Below are 18,716 nucleotides of genomic sequence, written 5' to 3' on the forward strand. Positions count from 1 at the left end.
TTTTTATGTCTCACGCAAAGACGCAAAGACGCAAAGGAAGAAAGGGAGTTTGTTTTAAGCTGCTGTTCTTCTGGGGGCATCTAGAACGACTTCGGCTATGGAGAAGTCACGTTTAATTTCTAAGTCGTTCAGATAGCTAATTGGGTCATCGGCGTTGAAGGGTTTACCATCAAATAATTGAATCGGTTGACGGGTGTAACTGATATCTAAGCCTAGTTCTCTGGCTGCGGTACTGAAAACGCGGACTCGACAAACTCTTTCCACGATTTCTACCCAGTTTCTGGGGAAGGGAGTATCACCCCAACGTGCTAATTGAGTCATAATCCAAATTTGTTCTGTTCGACTGGGGCGGTTAATGGCAGACTCAGAATAAAATTGGTGATGGGCATATTCCCGCATGGGATGATCTAAGTCACAGGTTGCGCCATTCGGGTCTTCAATTTGAATGTACTCAACATCTGTGCTGACATAATCCCGACTTGCTAAAATTTGGCGAACTTCTTGGGAGTTGGCAGGATTTGCACAATATTGACAAGCTTCTAGTAAGGCTTTAGTTAAGGCTATATGGGTATTCGGATAAGCTTCTGCCCAATCTTCTCGCACGCCTAAAACTTTACCGGGGTGTCCTAACCAAACTTCTAAATCTGTGGCAATTGTAAAGCCTGAACCTTCAACTGCTGCCCGATAATTCCAAGGTTCACCTACAGAATAACCGTCAATAGTTCCACCTTTTAAGTCTACTACCATCTGGGCAGGAGGGATATTTTTCATATCCACATCAATGTCAGGGTCAATGCCACCTGCTGCTAACCAATAACGTAGCAGTAAGTTGTGCATGGATGCAGGATGGACTACACCCATTCTGTGTTGTTCTTCGCGGGTTTTCAGTAGGTAAGTTTTGAAGTCTGATAAACTGCGGACACCTGCATCATAAAAGCGTTTGGCTAAGGTGATGGCGTTGCCGTTGCGGGTCATGGTCAAGGCTGTGACAACGGGTAATGGTTCGTTGCTATTCCCTCCCAAACTTAACCACATTGGCATCCCTGATGGCATTTGTGCGGCATCTAAATAACCCCCTGTCATCCCATCCACAATGCCTCGCCAACTGCTTTCCCGGACTAAATTAACTTCATCTAAGCCATGTTTGATGAAAAAGCCTTTTTCTTTGGCGATAGCGAGAGGGGCGCAAGCTGTGATGGGTAAGAAGCCAATTTCTAAATTAACTTTTTCTAAGCCATGTCGGACAATTGCAGCAGTTTTTCTCGCCCGAATTTTCTTGACGCGTTTTTGTTGGTTGAGGAAGTAAATCATTTCACTCCGCAAGGTGTAGTAACTGGGATGTTTTACTACTTCCATGCGTTTGCGGGGTCTGGGAATGTCAACTTCTAAAATGTCACCAATTTTTGATTCGGGCCCGTTGGTTAACATGACTATTCTGTCAGATAACAAAACGGCTTCGTCTACGTCGTGTGTCACCATGACTGCGGTAACTTCGTTTTCTTCGCAGATTTGCATGAGTTGTTCTTGCAAGTTACCGCGAGTGAGTGCGTCTAAAGCACCGAAGGGTTCGTCTAGTAGTAATAGTTTAGGACGAATTGCCAATGCTCGTGCGATCGCTACCCGTTGTTTTTGTCCACCCGATAACATTCCCGGTTGTTTGTCTGCATGGGGACGCAAACCCACCATATCTATATGCCGTTCGATGATTTCTTTCCGTTCGGCTGGGGGCATTCCATTTAATACTGAATCTACCGCTAAGGCAATATTTTCTCTGACTGTCCGCCAAGGTAAGAGAGAATAATTTTGGAAAACCACCATTCTATCAGGGCCTGGCTTGGTGATTCTTTGTCCTTCCAAAGTCACTAGTCCATCAGTTGGTAAATCCAAACCGGCAATCATGTTTAACAGAGTGGATTTTCCGCAACCGGAGTGACCAATGAGAGAAACAAATTCACCTTTTTTAATTTGTAGATCAATGCCTTTGAGAGCAATATATTGACCGCCACCAGTTAATTCAAAAACTTTATCAATTTGATCAACGCCAACAAATATAGACATATGGTAATTGGTAATGGGTAATTGGTAATTGTTAATTTGTTATTTGTCAGTCGTCAGTTGTTATTTCTTGACTAGTGACCACTGACTAATGACTAGTGACTATTTTTGCTCTGGTAAAATCCAGTTTTGCAGTGCCGCCATGAGTTTATCTAGTATTAGACCAACAACACCGATATAAACTAGGGCTAAAATAACTTCACTGACGTTGTTATTTTGATAAGCATCCCAGATAAAAAAGCCAATTCCCACAATACCGGACATGACGATTTCTGCTGCAATAATCGCTAACCAAGCCAAACCAATGGCAATTCTTAAACCTGTAAAAATGTAGGGTAATGCTGAGGGAATAAGAATGTTGAAAAAGTATTCTTTGCGGCTGAGTTGCAGAACTTTAGCAACGTTGTTGTAATCTTGGGGAATTTGAGTTACACCCACCGCAGTGTTAATAAGAATCGGCCAAATTGCGGTGATGAAAATTACAAACAATGCGGCTGGTTCGTTTTGTCTTAAAGCTGCCAAAGAAATAGGAACCCAAGCTAAAGGTGGTACTGTTCTGAGTAATTGAAATAAGGGATCTAAAGCTTTGGACATGGTTTTATTAACACCAATCAAAACCCCTAAGCCAATACCGACAATTGCCGCTAATGTATAGCTAATAGCAACCCGTTGTAAACTAGCCAAAATTTGCCAAAACAGCCCTTTGTCAGTGCCACCCTTATCATAAAAGGGATATAAAATTAAAGTCCAGGTTTCTTGAATAACCTTTATGGGACCTGGTAATGTTGCCCCTGGAGTCCAAGAGAATAATTGCCAAATAGTTAAGAAGATCAGGAGGGCAATAGCTGGAGGAATAAGTTCAGGAAATTGCTTTTGCAAACTTGATAAAAAGCTATTATCAAACTTAGGGCTTGTGGAACGTTTTTGGGCTAATGTCATGAATGTTTCCTCAAATTTATGTATGACTAAGGGGAATCTGGTAAACATTAAATATGCGTTTTTTAGAATCCTTGTAGAGACGTTCTATAAAACGTCTCTCTTTCCCAGATCTTTACCACCAGATATCTAATGACTAAACACTAGCTTTTTTGATTTTCAAACTCTTGAGATATTCTTCTGGGTTTTCTGGGTCAAATTTAACGCCATCAAAAAACACTTCTACTCCACGAGATGTACTGCTGGGAATGTCAGCAGCAGGTATTCCTAATTCTTTAGCAGCTTCTTTCCAAATATCTTCGCGGTTAACTTTTTTGATCAATTCTTTGGCTTTAGCACCGCTATTGGCAATGTAATCTTTGGGTAAGAATCCCCAACGCACATTTTCAGTTATGAACCACAAATCATGACTTTGGTAGGGATAAGAAACACTGCCTTTTTCATCTTTCCAGTAATAAGCAGCCATTGATTTATCATCAATTTTACGACCATCACCCATGTCATATTTACCTTGATATGGGTTAGCAAGAATTTCTGGCGAAGATAAGCCAAAATATTTTTTAGCCGAGAGAATGTCAGCCGCCTCTTTACGGTTGTCAAAGTTATCTAGCCATTGTTGGGCTTCCATGATGCCTTTGAGTAGGGCTTTTGTAGCCTTGGGATGTTGGTCAACCCAATCTCCTCTCATGGCAAAATATTCTTCTGGGTGATTTTTCCAAATTTCGGCTGTTAATGCGGCCATGAAGCCAATTTTGTCGTTAACGAGACGGAATGGCCAGGGATCTCCTGTGCTGAAGGCATCCATTGTGCCGGTTTTCATGTTAGCGACTGTTTGCGCTGCTGGTACTGTCAGCAATTTGACATCTGTATCTGGGTCAATTCCACTTGCTGCTAACCAGTAACGAATCCACAAGTCTTGATTACAGTGGGGGAAGGTAAAAGCAGCGGTGAAGGGTGTGGAGGATTTAAGTTGGGCAAATAGGGGTTTAGCAGCATCGAGTTTTAAGCTAATTCCTTTCCCTTGATGTTTGTTTGCGATCGCTATTGCATTACCGTGGGTAACTAACTGCGCTAATACATACATGGGAATTGGTTTATTCCCTTTGGTAATTTTTCCTTCTGTAATTAAGTGTGGCATGGGCATTTGCCATTGTCCGCCATCAATACCACCACCACCAGAACCAATTTCTACGTTATCTCTTGCTGAACCCCAAGAAGCTTGTTTAGAAAGTTCTACTTCGGTCATCCCATGTTTGGTGAAAAAGCCTTTTTCTAGGGCAATAATTAAAGGTGCGGCTTCAACAATGGGGATATATCCAAGTTTGGCTTTTGTTGTTTCTGGTTTTTGTTCTGGGTTATTATTAGCTACTGGTTGAACAGCAGATTGTGTAGAATTACCACCTGTTTCAGGTGGATTTCCTAAACAACCTTTGAGTAATACTGCACTTGCTGAAAATCCTGCTGTAACGATAAATTTACGGCGAGACACTTGGTTTAAAAAATCAGACATCTTAATATCTCCTGGATTTGCAAATTTATTTTTTAGCCATGAAAATTCAAGCAAGAAGAAATTGATTTCTTGCCGCTACATTAGAATATATGTAGTCATGAAAATTTTACATTTTCTGATAGAAAATGCCTGATTCGGCTATGGAAACAAAGTTTAATTGCTTTGGGTCACTGGGTGAGATGGAGAAGCATCTCTGACCTAGTGAAATTTAGTTTACAGGTTTTTTATGGAAATTGGTCAACCTTGAAAGCCAATTATTAAATAAATATTAGATTAGATATATAAGTAAAAATTTATAATCTGGGATTAATTTTTAGGAAAGTTTCTAATATATATTTTGGAATTGATGATGACTATTATTTCTAGTCTATGAAATAAGTAGTTCCGAGTTTAATTAATCACACAAAAAAGGTAAATCCTAGCTAATTAATGATGGTAACTATAGATGCAAGTCTGCATCCATAAGTGAATCCTATGATGATGATTTTTTTGAATTAACCTGAGTTCGACATAAGCTGTTGTGTATTTAATTTGTATAAGTCTGGCGGGCAAGATGCCAACCCCACAGGATTTAAGCATTTTAGGATTATCTAATTTAGATGCGTAACAGCTTAAGATAATTTGTGGAAAACTCACACCCAGTAGGAGTCTCAAAACCAGGACTTACGCAACTGGCACATTGGCAAGGTGCATCAGATATCAAAAATCTTTTTATTGACTAGATTTATGCAGTCTGACGCACCCTACAATAGATTTTTGGTGTGACACGCAGCTTTAGTCCTAATTACCCAACACGAGTTTTTAAGAGAACTCCACAAAAAGAAATGTCCAATGTCATTACTCAGCATGACAAGACAGGATCATTTATTTTGTGGCTTACTCTAAGCTAAAAATTCCTGTAGTTCGACAATACCTTTAGAACCATCAATCTTGACTTGTTGACCATCTTGGAGCAGATATGTAGCGCCACGTACATCCATGACTGCGGGTATACCGTACTCACGGGCGACGATCGCACCATGAGAAAGTTTACCGCCTGCTTCGGCAATCACTCCTCCAGCCCTAACTAAGAAAGGGGCCCACCCAGAGTCTGTGTAGGGGACGACGAGAATCGTACCTTTGTTAATTTCACCGACTTCTTGTAAATTTCGCAATACCATAACTCGCCCTTCGGCTTGCCCTTGACTGGCGGGGATGCCTAGTAAGATATTGTCTGAGGTATCAATAGGAGAGGCGATGGGGTGGGGGGGGTTGTAGCCATAAACCAGGGGAGGGATTTCGGTAATCTGGCTATCTTGGAGAAATTGCGATCGCCTATTTTCCAGCAACTGTACAAGTCGATTTCTCAGTTCTACATCTGCATTGGCTTCTAAACGCCGGATTTCACCCAATTTTAAAAAGAAGATATCCCCGGTTTGTTTCAATAAACCAGTCTCTAACCATGTTTTTTCTAAAGCCAAAAAAGTCCAGCGCAATTCGGCTAACAAGCGGGAATAAACCTCTGTAACTCGTCCTTTAAGATCCACTCGCCTTTGCACAAAACCTTGCTGGCGTTTTTGCGATTCATCTTGATGTGGTAATTCACTCAGCATCAACTGTACAAATAATTTTTGCACTAGCTGAGGCTGTTCTCTCCAAGTGGGAACGGAAATATCAGTTCCGACTTCGCTTAAATAACCATAATCTTGCAGTATTTCTTCAAAGTCATACAAAATCTTTTCCCCTTCTGGAGTTTGCGCCAATTGTTCAAAAACGCTTTCTGGGTCAAAGTCTTGTAAGATTTCTTTGGCATCTGCGGCTAAAAGACTGAGCGATCGCAATGATGCTACCTCTGGAGTAATACTATGATCAATCTGCTCATCCTTGACTCCCAAAATTGCTTGACGGATGGCAGCACTCAAAGGAGATAAAATACTGTAGTAAGTACCTTGGTTGAGCAAATCCAGAATTAAGTCAACTCTGCTTAACAACTGGTGTGGTGATAATTTCTCAATCAGTTCATTCGCTAACCGTGTCAACCCAGGAATGAACTTTTGGCGATAATCTTGCTTAAACTCTGTTTCTAAACTAATTTCCCGCTGTAGCAACTTCGTTAGTCCTGGTAAATTCTCCCAGGTGGAAGCTAGGGGGGGTTTACTCATTTTTGCACCTCTGGTTAAAAAATCCAGACTTTCTGGCGGTAAACCCATTTCTAGAAAAACTTCCCCTAGGAAGGAAGCATTAAAATAGGTTCTAGAGTAATGCAGCGTCGCCATTTTGCTAAAATCTAATTCACGGGTGCGCTCGCCTAGTACGATGGTAAAAATTTCTCCCCACATTCCACAGGTGAGGGGCAAATTAATCGACCAAGTTAAGGGATGAATGACTCCCGGAATCACCTCAGCGGCAATTTTTCTTGTCCAGATGGGTAGTAAGGTGGTGATTGGTCGCGCTTGCAGTACCCACAGAGTTTGTCCGTCATAACTCCACTCTACATCTTGGGGAATGCCGTGATAACGATTTTCTAGCCGACGGGCTAAATATGCGACTTGTTTGATTAATGGTTGGGGAATTTTGCCTGTTCCCTCAAATTGGAGACAAGATAATTTTTCTTCACCGACGACAAATACTCGATATTGTTCTGGGGTGACTTTGCCAGAAACTACTTGTTCTGGGCTACCGGATAAAGCTTCAATGATGACAGCATCACCTTGTTGGGCAATGGGATCACGGCTGAAAGCTACACCAGAAAATACACTTTGGACTTGTGGTTGAATGAGGATCGCCATAGCCGCATCTTTAGCATTGCGATTCCTGCGGAGCGGTTCCCTATCGCGCCGATACTGCACAGCGGAGGGATGATTGTATGAAGCTTGGACTTGTGCGATCGCTTGCTCTAACTCTTGTTGAGTAGTAACATTCAAAACGGTTGTGTACTGTCCAGCCGCAGAAGCTTGTTCCGAATCTTCCCCAATCGCCGAAGAACGCACTACTAATGGTGATAGCGCCGATGGTTGGAGAAAATCAATCAACAACATTGGATCATCAAAGGGAGCGAGTATCCATCCCTTGGGTACTGCATAACCCCAACGTTTAATTTGAGCTAATGTAGCTGCCTTGCTGCCAAATACCTCTGGATTTAATTCATCATCCAACGTGACAATCGTTTGCTCACCACCGCTAACATATTCCATCATCGGTTGCAATTGCGCGTCTGCCTCTGCCACCGGTAGATTCATATCATCGGGAATTTGTGTATAAATCCAGCCGAGTAATCCCGCTAATGTAAACGCTGCTACTATTCTGGCAAAATCATTAAAATACAAAATAGCCACAAACACGGGAAATAAAATCAAAACCCCAAATTTGACTATTTGCCGAGAACGAAAAAGGATAAAGCTAATAGCTGCAAATAAACTGACAAATCCGAAAACGAGAGGATCATGGATCAAAAATCCCCAGAAGACGTTTGTTGTTCCTGCACCTCTACCCAGGGCATATCTACCTGCAACTAAGGCAATGAGCGCAATTAATTCCCAAAACGAACTGGGAGGAAAGAAGATCCGAGCAATCAATACTGCACCAATTCCTTTCAACGCCTCTGACAACACTGCCAGAGTACCCACCAATTTGCCACCATGATAGAAAGCGGCTGAGACGCTAATATTTCCTGTACCAATTTGTGCTAATCGCTTACCCTTGAGAGCATAGGTAATCCAAGCGATTAAAGGTACTGCCCCTATGAGTGGGCAAGCAATTAAAATAACTAATAAACCCCAAAGCTGAAACATTTATTGTTGATTTTGAATGTTTGATTAAAACTGAATCTTCTTGGATATTATTTGGTAATTGTAAATTTTGATTATAATAATTTTGGCATTCTTTGAGCGCTGGTAAGTGACAAATTAATTAATAGTTATTTACACTACAATCATAGTAATCATATCCGTACTTAAGTATAATAAAAAAGGTTCAACACCTTTTTTTCTTGAATCTGGGTTTTGAAACAGTAATTCTGATGAAATTTTTGACCGTTTGCACGATTGATGGACACTAGGCAACAATGAAAATATTTGTTGCCAGTGTCCTTCAAGTTTACTAATGATTCTAATTTAGTGCATAAGCAGATTGTAAAGCCCATAGGATGAGTACTGCTATTGACCCCAAAAGTAACACAGTAGAGATGGTGACTACTTTTGGTGAATCTGCACCTTCAAATTTCATAATTCCACGATTTAAGTCAGACATAGCTTTGTAAGCCTCCTTTGTTACAGTGCTAATCTTTCCGTTTTGATTGTAGTCTTTACTGTTTGCCGATGATATTAAATTCACATTATTATTTTCTTTAATCTTTGCAGCTTTCTCGGAAGTGGTTAGGCAATAGGAGAGTTGACAGTCTGAAAAGGAGAGGGCTAAATTTCTTCTCTGCCCCCCTGCTGCTTCTGTCAATTAACAGTTAAAATAGTGTAATTTAATACTGTAACATTTTAAAGGATTAGATGTGGTTGCAGGTGAAAGAGGTGCTAATTGTTATTTTGGCAGTGTTGGTAGGATTAGGTGTGGTGATAGAGTTAGGATTGCGATCGCTCTTTGGCTTTGGTAATCCCCTAATTTACATTCAGGATCAACAAATTGGTTATTTATTAGCGCCTAATCAACGCACCCGGCGCTTTGGAAATCGCATTGAAATTAATGAATATTCTATGCGGAGTGACCCAATTAAAGCCACGACAGATGGAACTCTACGAATTTTGCTTTTAGGTGATTCTATTGCTAATGGTGGCTGGTGGACAGATCAGCACCTGACTATTTCTAGTTTGCTGATGACTGCCTTGAAATCTACTAGTCATAATCAGCAAGTGGAAGTATTAAATGCTTCAGCTAACTCCTGGGGGCCTAGAAACGAATTAGCTTATTTGCAACGTTTTGGCAATTTTGGAGCTAAGGTGGTGATATTATTAATCAACACTGACGACTTATTTGCTACTGCGCCTACGTCTTTACCAGTGGGACGCGATCGCAACTACCCAGATCGTAAACCACCTTTAGCAATTTCAGAAGTATTACAGCGTTACTTATTAAAGCAAAAGCCGATTCCTGAACTCCAAGCAATTCATAACGAAGCAGGAGACCGGGTGGGGATTAATTTAGAAGCAATTGGCAAAATTCACAGTTTCACTCAAGCAAACAACAGTCGCTTACTTCTAGTTATGACTCCCTTACTGAGGGAAATTGGCGAACCAGGCCCCCATGATTATGAAATTAAAGCACGTCAACGCCTCAGTGATTTCGCTAAAGCGCAGCAAATTACCTATATAGATTTTTTACTAAAATTTAATTCAACTGCTCACCCGCACACCTTATATCAAGATCACATCCATATGAATGTCAAAGGGAATAGACTGGTGAGCGAAGTCATCGAGACATCACTTTTGTCTATTTTAGAGCAAGTTAATACACAAAAAGGCTTTTAAGTCAATAGTTTATTAGCAGTGTTCAGAACCTAATCGAAAATTAATATGAAACAGTCGCAGAAACTCAGTCCACCACCACCAACTTCTGTAGAAACATCTTCTTCAGAAGATACAACATTGGGGAGAAGCGCCAAAGTACTGGTGATTAATATTGCTGAATTTATTGATGAGCTACTGTATAGATTAATGGGAGAATTGGGGAGAACAGTGTATGTTTCCATTCAAGATGCGATCGCTTTAATCATCCTCATCAAAATACCAAGTTTAATTTGTGAAAAGATTCTGCATCAAAATTTTTCTAATTTTCCATTCTGTTTAGCAGAAAATGCCTGGGGTTTATCCCGTTATGCTTGCTTTATCATCGTCACAGCCAATTTTTTACTATGGATTGTGCTGACAGGACGGATAATAGCTCGATTTTGGACATATTTGAAAAAATCTCCAAAAAAATATAGGAACAGAAATATATGAACCCAACTACTCAGCAGCAAATTAGCCTTTATCAAGAAGCTAAAACTAGCTTAAATTCTTTATTACAACAAACTACTCAAATTGGAGTATATTTCCTAGTTATGTTACTCATAACTGGTGGAAATCCTCCAGCTTTTACTATTATATTAAGTATAATTCTAGGCATTGGATTTATTGCGTGGAAAGAAGAAAAGCGACTAACCAAACAACGATTAGCTAGAGAAAAAGAAGAAATTCAAAAGCAAGTTAAACAAATTTTAGAAGCCGATACAGAAAACTTATCTGAACTAATCAAAACTGCCGGATTTAATCCACTTACAGATTTTGTTGGGGCTAATTTATTTGCTGTTAAAGGAATTGGTTGCAACCTGAGTGGCTATAACTTGAGTTATGCCGATTTGAGCGCAGCTGATTTAAGCCGTACTGATTTGAGTGAAGCTAACTTAATGAACACAAATTTATGCAATGCTAAACTACCTCGTGCCTATTTAATGAATACTAACTTCAGTAATGCCCTCCTAATAAATGCTGACCTGAGTTATGCTGACTTAAGAAACGCTGATTTGAGCAATGCTAACTTAATTAACGCTAATATTAACAATGCTGACCTCAGCGGTGCTAATTTAACAGGCACGAATCTCAGCAATTTAAAAGTGAAAAATACTCTATTTAGCAATAATATGGGGCTAACTGATAATGTTAGGTATATCCTAGAAAAGCAGGGAGCAATCTTTCCTCATGATGAACTGGTAACAATTCCCTTATCTCCCCACAAATAAGATTTAGTTAATCATTTTTAATTTTCCCGAATCCAGATAGCTAAACCTCCACCACGGCCACGGGCAGCAATAAAATCTGCTGTAACTAAAAAGAAGGCGAAAAATGGTAATTTAGCTATAGATTGGTTGTGAAAATCATCTAATTGATCTTTACCAGAACGAATTGGTTGATTGTAAAGAAGACGATTAAATAAACTGATTTGCATCTGGGTAAAGTCAAATGCTAATAAATTCTTTTTACCTAAATATTGTGATGGGCCTGTCAGCTTTAATAAAATTGAGCCTAATTGCACTTGATTATAAATTTCACCTCTACCTAAAACCTGTTCCTCGGTATTTCTAAAAGCAAGATGAATTTTTGCCAATTTAGGTACATAAAAACCCTTACTTAAGATAATTCCCCCACGTTTTCTCACCTTTTTAGTACCAGTAGCAAAACATAACCGCCATTTACCAATCAGAGAATCAAAAGTATAATTTAATCTTTGTTTCTTGGCAAACATTTCAGCTTGTAGCAGCGCATTCACTACTACCTCAGCTGTAGGGGGTTTGTTTCCCTCTCGATATGCGATCGCAGTCTGGAAGAGAATGCTGGTAAAATCAGATGTAATACTAGATGTCAAATCAGTCGTCATGAGAACATTGGGGATTGAGAATTTTATCTGCTTTACTCCCATTTTGACAGATTCAGGACTAAAGCTGCGGATCACATTTAATATCTTTTGTCGGTGCGTCAGATAGAGCAATAGTATTTGAGTTTTGAAACAATCTAAGTATTTGTATGGTGTGTTAGAGGGTGTTTGAAAAGTTATGGTTGATGCATCAAATATTTTTTACCCCACCCTAACCCCTCACAAGGGTAGGTATTTTACATTGTCGTGAGGGCAAGACAAGGATGACAAGGAAGGATAGTGGACAAGGGAGGAAAACCGTACAAAATCAGATTCTCTTGGTAACAAGAACAGTCCGTCAAAATACCATTGTGCGTATCAAATCTTCCTTATCTACCTTCCCTCCTTGTCTTCCTAGTCCTGCCTTTACAGTTAATATTAAAAACCTACACCTGTGAGGGGGGCTAAGGGGGGTAACAATGTGATGAAAATTACGGGATACCACTTTTAAAACATCCTCTTAGGCAAAACCGTAACGCACCATTAATCAAATTTACGGTGCGTTACGCTGTGTATCCATACCTGCAAGGGATTTACGCACCCTAAAAAGTAAGCCAATTGAGTAATTTCTAAGATTCTAACGTTCATTTTGTGATTTTCCTGTCTAGCCATACCATTAAGTTAAATATCTTTCCATTAAAAAAAGGTTCAAAACACAAAAATATTTAGCACAATAGAATTACTAAATTTAATTTAGAGAACTCCACAAAAAAGATGATCCAATCTTGTGGGATGGGCATCTTGCCTGTCCTTGTATTATTAGCGGGCAAGATGCCCGCACCACAAGAAATTTTGGGATATTTTTTTAATTGGAGAACTCTTAATGTGGTTTGAAGAGTGTCGAACTCACCCATAGACATAGCGAGGTGAAGTATGGATACTATCAGCTTCCTGAGACAATATAGATCAGGAGAACGGAATTTTAATCGTGTCAATCTGCATCAAGCAAAGCTAACTCAAGCTAATTTAAGTGGTATCAATTTATCTGAAGCTGACTTGAGTGGCGCTGACCTCAGTGAAGCTAATTTAAGTAAATGTAACTTAACCAGGGCAAATTTGACTAATGCTGATTTAAGTAAAGCTAATTTGCAAGGTGCAAATTTGAGTGAAGTTAACTTAATTGGTGCTGACTTAACAAAAGTCAACTTCAAAGAAACGAACCTGAGTGGTGCTGATTTACGCGGTGCAAATTTAAAATTGGCTAACCTACTGGGTGCAAACCTCAGTGAGTCGGAAATTAGTGGTGCTGATTTTAGTGGTGCTAATCTTCAAAATGCCAATTTGATTGGTAGTAATATCAATGAAGCCGAATTTAATGGTGCAAATTTAACTAACGCAATTATCACTGAACTAGAGATAACCGGCGAAGTTCTGCACATAGGTTTATCCCATAAATGGATCACTTGGGCTGGAAGTTATTGATATTCTTGGGAACTGGCTCAGTTAAAAGTTTTTTCACTGTTTACTGTCCCTGTTCCCTATTACTCAATAAACTAGAGGTGTAACACCACGCATCTGACGTAAAGAATTTATACAAGCGGGGCAATCACAGCCAAATAAATCGATCGCTTTATTGCTTTCTTCAATATTAAACTCTAGCAAAAGAACATCACCTGGAGTAGAAGCATCTTCTGGTTGAGCTTGATATTCGGGAACTTGAGCCAATACGGAAACTCTTGCACAGACTAAACCAACTTTATGTTTATTGCGAATACAGGACAAATTATCTGTATTTTTAGCTTTTGGTTCCCCAGCTTGTGCCTGGTTTAGCATCACTCCCATAGTCAACAAAGAGCTAATCAACACAGGAGAAGAAAACAAGGTTAGTATAAATTTGTTCATTTTTGTCTTTGATAAATGTTCTTGAATGCTCAGAATACACGATTAGATATTTCAATTCAAGTGAACAGTAATCAGGAATAATAATATTCGCTATCAATTAGCGAGGTAGAACATCTTCAAGACGCATTTGCAGAAGAGGTAAAAGAGGAGATTGAATAAATTCGCTCAACCGATATTGTTTCTGGCGGTAATCTTCTCCAATTAGTTGACAAACTGTAAATGTGGGTTGCTTCGGTTTACCAATAAAAACAATGCCACCCAGTCCTCGATCATCGACAATCCAATATTCAGTAATTCCTAACAAGGCGTATTCTTCGACTTTACGGGCATAATCAGTTTCCCAGTTGCTACTGACAACTTCAACTACTAATTTAATTGATTGACCTAAAGCGATGACTGGTTCATGTTCCCAAAAAGGTTCATGTTGAAGCACCGTTTCATCTAATACTACAATATCAGGACGGCGGGCTGTGGCTGTTTCTGCGAAAGGACGAATTAGACAGGTGCGAGGAATAAACCAAGGCAGTTGGGCTGTAGTAATGGCAATACCCAATTGAGTTGCCAGTTTACCACCAACGGTTTCATGGGGGCCAGTTGGTTCCATGTCAATCAATTCTCCGTCTGCAAGTTCATAGCGAGGGTTTTTACCATATTGGATGAGAAATTCTGCTAAGGTTAATGGTTTTGTTAATGCTTGAACCATAAGTCACCTACATCTTTTGCTGCTATTATTTTAGCTTGACATTTTCCTTATTTTCTGAGTTACTAACAGTGTTCTTGCGTGATTTTACCCATTGTTAATCTACCTACGAATCTGCTTTGATATTCTCAAAGTTTATTTATATATAAAAAATGCTGGCTAGAGTTTGGAGTGCATCAATTGTTGGTATAGATGCTGTTAAAGTCGGTGTAGAAGTTGATGTTTCTGGGGGTTTACCAGGAATTGTGGTTTTGGGTTTACCAGATTCTGCAATTCAGGAATCTAGGGAAAGGGTAAAAGCGACTCTCAAAAATGCGGGTTTTGCCTTTCCGATGCGAAAGATTGTAATTAACCTGACTCCCGCAGATTTACGTAAAGAAGGCCCTGCTTTTGATTTGCCGATTAGTGTGGGTATTTTAGCGGCTTCTGAGCAGGTTAACGCTGATTTGTTGGGAGATTTTTTATTTTTAGGGGAAGTTTCCTTAGATGGTAGTTTGCGCCCTGTGGCTGGTGTTCTCCCCATTGCAGCAACTGCGGAAAAGATGGGAATTACGGCTTTGGTAGTACCGGTTGATAATGCTCAAGAAGCGGCTGTGGTGGCAGGATTAGCTGTTTATAGTTGCCAACATATTTCTGATGTGGTGGATTTGTTAAATAATCCAGAACGTTACAAACCTGTAAAATTGGCTGCCAGGGAAGAAGGGCTACAGGCGGTATACACTGGGGCAGATTTGCATGATGTGAAGGGTCAGGCTCATGCGCGTCGGGCTTTGGAAATCGCTGCGGCTGGAGGACACAATTTGATTTTTGTGGGGCCGCCTGGTAGTGGCAAGACGATGTTAGCACGTCGCTTACCGGGTATTTTACCACCGCTGGAGTTTTCTGAGTCTTTAGAAGTGACTCGGATTCATTCTGTGGCTGGGTTGTTGAAAAATCGGGGTTCTTTGGTGCGCGATCGCCCTTTTCGTAGTCCTCACCATTCGGCATCAGGTCCATCTTTAGTTGGTGGTGGCACTTTTCCCCGTCCTGGAGAGATATCTTTATCTCACCGAGGGATATTGTTTTTGGACGAATTAACAGAGTTTAAAAGAGATGTATTAGAGTTTCTGCGTCAGCCTTTAGAAGATGGTTTTGTGACGATTTCCAGGGCTAAACAATCGGTAACATTTCCCGCACAATTTACTTTGGTGGCAAGTACTAATCCCTGTCCTTGCGGTTACTATGGCGATACGATTCAACAATGTACTTGTTCCCCTAGACAACGGGAGCAATATTGGGCAAAGTTGTCTGGGCCTTTGATGGATAGAATAGATTTGCAAGTGGCTGTAAATCGTTTGAAACCGGAGGAAATTACCCAACAACCAACGGGAGAAACATCGAATTCTGTGGCATTAAGAGTACAGAAGGCACGAGAACAGGCAATCATACGGTTTCAAGCTGAAGCAAATCTGCGTTGTAATGCCCAAATGCAAAGTCGTCATTTACAAACATGGTGCAAGTTAGATGATGCTAGTCGCAATTTACTGGAAGCAGCAATTAGAAAATTAGGTTTATCGGCTAGGGCAAGCGATCGCATTCTCAAAGTAGCACGCACGATTGCAGATTTGGCAGGAGATGATGATCTCAAACCGCAACACGTAGCAGAAGCAATTCAATATCGGACAATTGATAGAATGCAGTGATTTTGATCCCAGCAAATGCGTTTGTTTTTTAGGGACTGCCAAATAAAAAAATATTCAATTAATTCTTGTAATTCTTGTGGGGTAGTCCGAAAAGCCTGCCCTTAAACTCGGACGGGCTAGAAGCCCATCCCACAAGATTGGATAATATATTTCCCGGAAGTCCCTTAACTTCAGACAGATTCGCAGAAAAGTAAATTAAATATAAAGTTAATTTATAGTGGCGATATAGACCTTGACATTTTACCCCTGACCAGCGATAAAGGTCAAGCAATGCAATTTTTACGACAAGGGTGGAAATTTGCAGCCAAGCAAACTTTTGTTCGCAGCGATTTAGGTAATGATATTGCTTTATTCGCTGTAGGTAACGAATGGGGAATCTTGTCGGGAATGCTCACCAAGAGTTACTCCCATGACACAATTAACACCGTTACTTTGCACAAAGCTGTTGTGCTGGGGAGATTATGGAAGGCTTTAAATATTTTGGGTTCCTAGAATGATTAGTTATCTTAAAGGTATCGTCGCTGGTGTCCAAACAATTAGCGCTAATCGCGTCATTTTGACGTTAGAGGTAAATGGGTTGGGTTACGATTTGCAAATTCCGCAGCGTCTAGCCAACCAATTAACAAGTACTGGAGATGTGGTACAAATATTTACCCATTACCAGATTCGGGAAGAAGTACCTGTACTCTATGGTTTTTCTTCGCCATCGGAACGGGATTTATTTCGCCACTTGCTATCTGTGAGCGGTATTGGTGCAGCTTTAGCGATCGCACTTTTGGACACTTTGGAATTACCAGAGTTAGTCCAAGCGATTATTGCTGCTAACACTCAAATACTAATTCAAACTCCTGGAGTGGGTAAGAAAACCGCTGAAAGGTTATGTTTAGAACTCAAAAGCAAGTTGATTGAATGGCGCAAATCAGCAGGCTTCTTCGTGGCTACAGGTGGACCTGCACCGGGAATTCTCGAAGAAGTGCAAATGACTCTCTTCGCTTTGGGATATACTGCCCATGAAGTCAGTCACGCTCTGCACGTAGTCAGCGAAAATATAGGTTTACCCAAAGATGCCTATGTGGAAGATTGGATCAAACAAGCGATCGCCCATCTTAGCAGTACCGAAGCTGGCGTGTAATATTGTGAATACATCAAGTTCTGAGTAATGAATGATAATCCTTATGCTTGGATAGAAGAATCTCTAGCAACAATTCATCGGGCTGACTGGTATCGTTCGGTACAAACAATTAACAGTCTTCCCGGTGCAAAAGTGCTACTATCTGGGCAAGAGGTGATTAATTTTGCCAGTAACGACTATTTGGGACTAGCAGCAGACGAACGCTTACAAAAAGCTGCAATTACTGCTATTCAACAATTTGGGACTGGCAGCACAGGTTCTCGATTACTCAGTGGACATCGAAAACTACACAGAGATTTAGAGCAAGAAATAGCGTCTACCAAACAAACACAAGATGCCATAGTGTTTAGTTCTGGATATTTGGCTAATATAGGTGCAATTACTACTTTGGTCGGTAAACGAGACTTAATCTTATCAGACCAATATAATCATTCCAGTTTAAAAAATGGGGCTATTCTCAGCGGTGCGACTATTCTTGAATATCCCCATAATAGTAATGCAGTACTAATAGAGAAATTACAGCAACAACGTCAAAACCATCGACGCTGCTTACTAATTACAGATAGCGTCTTCAGCATGGACGGTGATTTATGTCCTTTACCAGAATTGCTGGACATAGCTGAAGAATTTAATTGTATGCTGTTATTAGATGAGGCACACGCTACCGGAGTCATGGGTAAAACCGGGGCTGGTTGTGTGGAATATTTCGGTTGTACAGGTAGAGAATTAATTCAAATTGGTACATTAAGTAAAGCCTTGGGTAGTTTAGGCGGATATGTAGCGGGAAATAATGCCCTCATAGACTTTTTGCGAAATCGCGCCCCCAGTTGGATTTATACCACAGCCCTGTCACCAGCAGACACAGCAGCAGCATTAGCAGCTTTCAAAATAGTCCAACAAGAACCCCAACGCCGTGAGAGATTATGGCAAAATATAGATTATTTAAAACAATTAGTTTCTGAAAATTTACTTAATTTAAATATTTTACCTTCCGAATCACCAATACTATGCTTTCAATTATCTGATGCAGCCACAGCATTAAAAGCCGGAAAGCATCTGAGAGAAGCTGGTATTTTTGCTCCGGCAATTCGTCCCCCCACAGTCCCCACTAGTCGGATTAGAATCACCATGATGGCGACACATGAAAAAGAGCATATTGAGAAATTGGTGGAAGTTTTACAGGGAATGCAACTATAGAAATACTTCCTGAAGTTCAGAAGAACTGCTACTGAAAATTATTATAAGAATACTTTTTGAGTATACAGGTATGATACCACGAAAAATATGTATGTCAATATCAATTGCTTAAAAGACCAAAATTCGTCAAATTATTGACAACATTCTCAATATTATTGATAATAGTCTAGGCTTATTGCAAAATATTGGATAAATTACTTTTTTAGAAAAATTTAGATTTAAAAAACTTATTTTTATAAAAAATAGAACTTACGCGTTGACAAAAAACATCAAAGTCTCTTGTTTGAC

At 40.1% G+C, this 18,716-nt stretch carries 16 protein-coding genes; 8 read left to right on the plus strand and 8 right to left on the minus strand.

The window, feature by feature from the left end; genetic code table 11:
- Nucleotides 1-54: 54 nt before the first annotated feature.
- From AC012T_RS05010 to AC012T_RS05030, 5 genes are all read right to left on the minus strand, one after another.
- Nucleotides 55-2,058: an ABC transporter ATP-binding/substrate-binding protein gene (locus AC012T_RS05010; protein WP_487063648.1), complete on the minus strand. Its 2,004-nt coding sequence runs from the start codon at nt 2,056-2,058 to the stop codon at nt 55-57.
- 99 nt (nt 2,059-2,157) lie between these two features.
- Nucleotides 2,158-2,994 (minus strand): nitrate ABC transporter permease, encoded by an 837-nt coding sequence (gene ntrB, locus AC012T_RS05015; protein ID WP_487063650.1) that lies wholly within the window; start codon nt 2,992-2,994, stop codon nt 2,158-2,160.
- Nucleotides 2,995-3,127: 133 nt separating this feature from the next.
- Nucleotides 3,128-4,501, minus strand: a complete 1,374-nt coding sequence (locus tag AC012T_RS05020; RefSeq protein WP_487063652.1) for a CmpA/NrtA family ABC transporter substrate-binding protein — start codon at nt 4,499-4,501, stop codon at nt 3,128-3,130.
- Between the two features lie 881 nt (nt 4,502-5,382).
- The gene (locus AC012T_RS05025; protein WP_487063654.1) at nt 5,383-8,271 is read right to left on the minus strand and encodes a glycerol-3-phosphate acyltransferase; all 2,889 of its coding nucleotides are present in this window, start codon (nt 8,269-8,271) and stop codon (nt 5,383-5,385) included.
- A 316-nt stretch (nt 8,272-8,587) separates the two neighbouring features.
- Nucleotides 8,588-8,812 carry a hypothetical protein gene (locus AC012T_RS05030; protein WP_487066786.1) on the minus strand — a complete coding sequence of 75 codons (225 nt, stop codon included), beginning with the start codon at nt 8,810-8,812 and terminating at the stop codon, nt 8,588-8,590.
- Nucleotides 8,813-8,979: 167 nt separating this feature from the next.
- Here AC012T_RS05030 and AC012T_RS05035 point away from each other — a divergent pair, with 167 nt between their 5' ends.
- Genes AC012T_RS05035 through AC012T_RS05045 form a run of 3 tightly spaced genes read left to right on the plus strand, consistent with a single transcriptional unit; the run spans nt 8,980 to nt 11,204 of the window.
- Entirely contained in the window at nt 8,980-9,954 is a 975-nt protein-coding gene (locus AC012T_RS05035; RefSeq protein WP_487063656.1) for an SGNH/GDSL hydrolase family protein, read from the plus strand.
- Between the two features lie 45 nt (nt 9,955-9,999).
- Nucleotides 10,000-10,425 (plus strand): hypothetical protein, encoded by a 426-nt coding sequence (locus tag AC012T_RS05040; RefSeq protein WP_487063658.1) that lies wholly within the window; start codon nt 10,000-10,002, stop codon nt 10,423-10,425.
- A complete protein-coding gene (locus AC012T_RS05045) occupies nt 10,422-11,204 on the plus strand; it encodes a pentapeptide repeat-containing protein (protein WP_487063660.1) in 783 nt (260 codons plus the stop codon). Before AC012T_RS05040 ends, AC012T_RS05045 begins: the two co-directional genes overlap by 4 nt.
- 17 nt (nt 11,205-11,221) lie before the next feature.
- Here AC012T_RS05045 and AC012T_RS05050 read toward each other — a convergent pair whose 3' ends face one another.
- Nucleotides 11,222-11,839, minus strand: a complete 618-nt coding sequence (locus tag AC012T_RS05050; protein ID WP_487063662.1) for a hypothetical protein — start codon at nt 11,837-11,839, stop codon at nt 11,222-11,224.
- A gap of 909 nt (nt 11,840-12,748) precedes the next feature.
- Between AC012T_RS05050 and AC012T_RS05055 the strand changes: the two genes are divergently transcribed.
- Complete coding sequence (locus AC012T_RS05055) at nt 12,749-13,297, plus strand: pentapeptide repeat-containing protein (RefSeq protein WP_487063664.1); 549 nt, start codon at nt 12,749-12,751, stop codon at nt 13,295-13,297.
- 63 nt (nt 13,298-13,360) lie between these two features.
- On the opposite strand, the gene AC012T_RS05060 is transcribed toward AC012T_RS05055, so the two are convergent.
- A complete protein-coding gene (locus tag AC012T_RS05060; protein WP_487063666.1) occupies nt 13,361-13,717 on the minus strand; it encodes a hypothetical protein in 357 nt (118 codons plus the stop codon).
- A 97-nt stretch (nt 13,718-13,814) separates the two neighbouring features.
- The gene (locus AC012T_RS05065; RefSeq protein ID WP_487063668.1) at nt 13,815-14,420 is read right to left on the minus strand and encodes a Uma2 family endonuclease; all 606 of its coding nucleotides are present in this window, start codon (nt 14,418-14,420) and stop codon (nt 13,815-13,817) included.
- Nucleotides 14,421-14,569: 149 nt separating this feature from the next.
- On the opposite strand from AC012T_RS05065, the gene AC012T_RS05070 reads away from it, so the two are divergent.
- The 4 genes from AC012T_RS05070 (at nt 14,570) to bioF (ending at nt 18,428) form a co-directional block, all read left to right on the plus strand.
- Nucleotides 14,570-16,099, plus strand: a complete 1,530-nt coding sequence (locus AC012T_RS05070; protein WP_487063670.1) for a YifB family Mg chelatase-like AAA ATPase — start codon at nt 14,570-14,572, stop codon at nt 16,097-16,099.
- A 237-nt stretch (nt 16,100-16,336) separates the two neighbouring features.
- The gene (locus AC012T_RS05075; protein ID WP_487066446.1) at nt 16,337-16,591 is read left to right on the plus strand and encodes an HAD family hydrolase; all 255 of its coding nucleotides are present in this window, start codon (nt 16,337-16,339) and stop codon (nt 16,589-16,591) included.
- 1 nt (nt 16,592) lies between these two features.
- On the plus strand, nt 16,593-17,231 hold the full coding sequence (gene ruvA / locus AC012T_RS05080; RefSeq protein ID WP_487063672.1) for a Holliday junction branch migration protein RuvA: 639 nt from the start codon (nt 16,593-16,595) through the stop codon (nt 17,229-17,231).
- 27 nt (nt 17,232-17,258) lie between these two features.
- On the plus strand, nt 17,259-18,428 hold the full coding sequence (bioF, locus tag AC012T_RS05085; RefSeq protein WP_487063674.1) for an 8-amino-7-oxononanoate synthase: 1,170 nt from the start codon (nt 17,259-17,261) through the stop codon (nt 18,426-18,428).
- The last annotated feature ends 288 nt before the right edge of the window (nt 18,429-18,716 follow it).

This window comes from Anabaena sp. EIM26 (assembly GCF_057568715.1).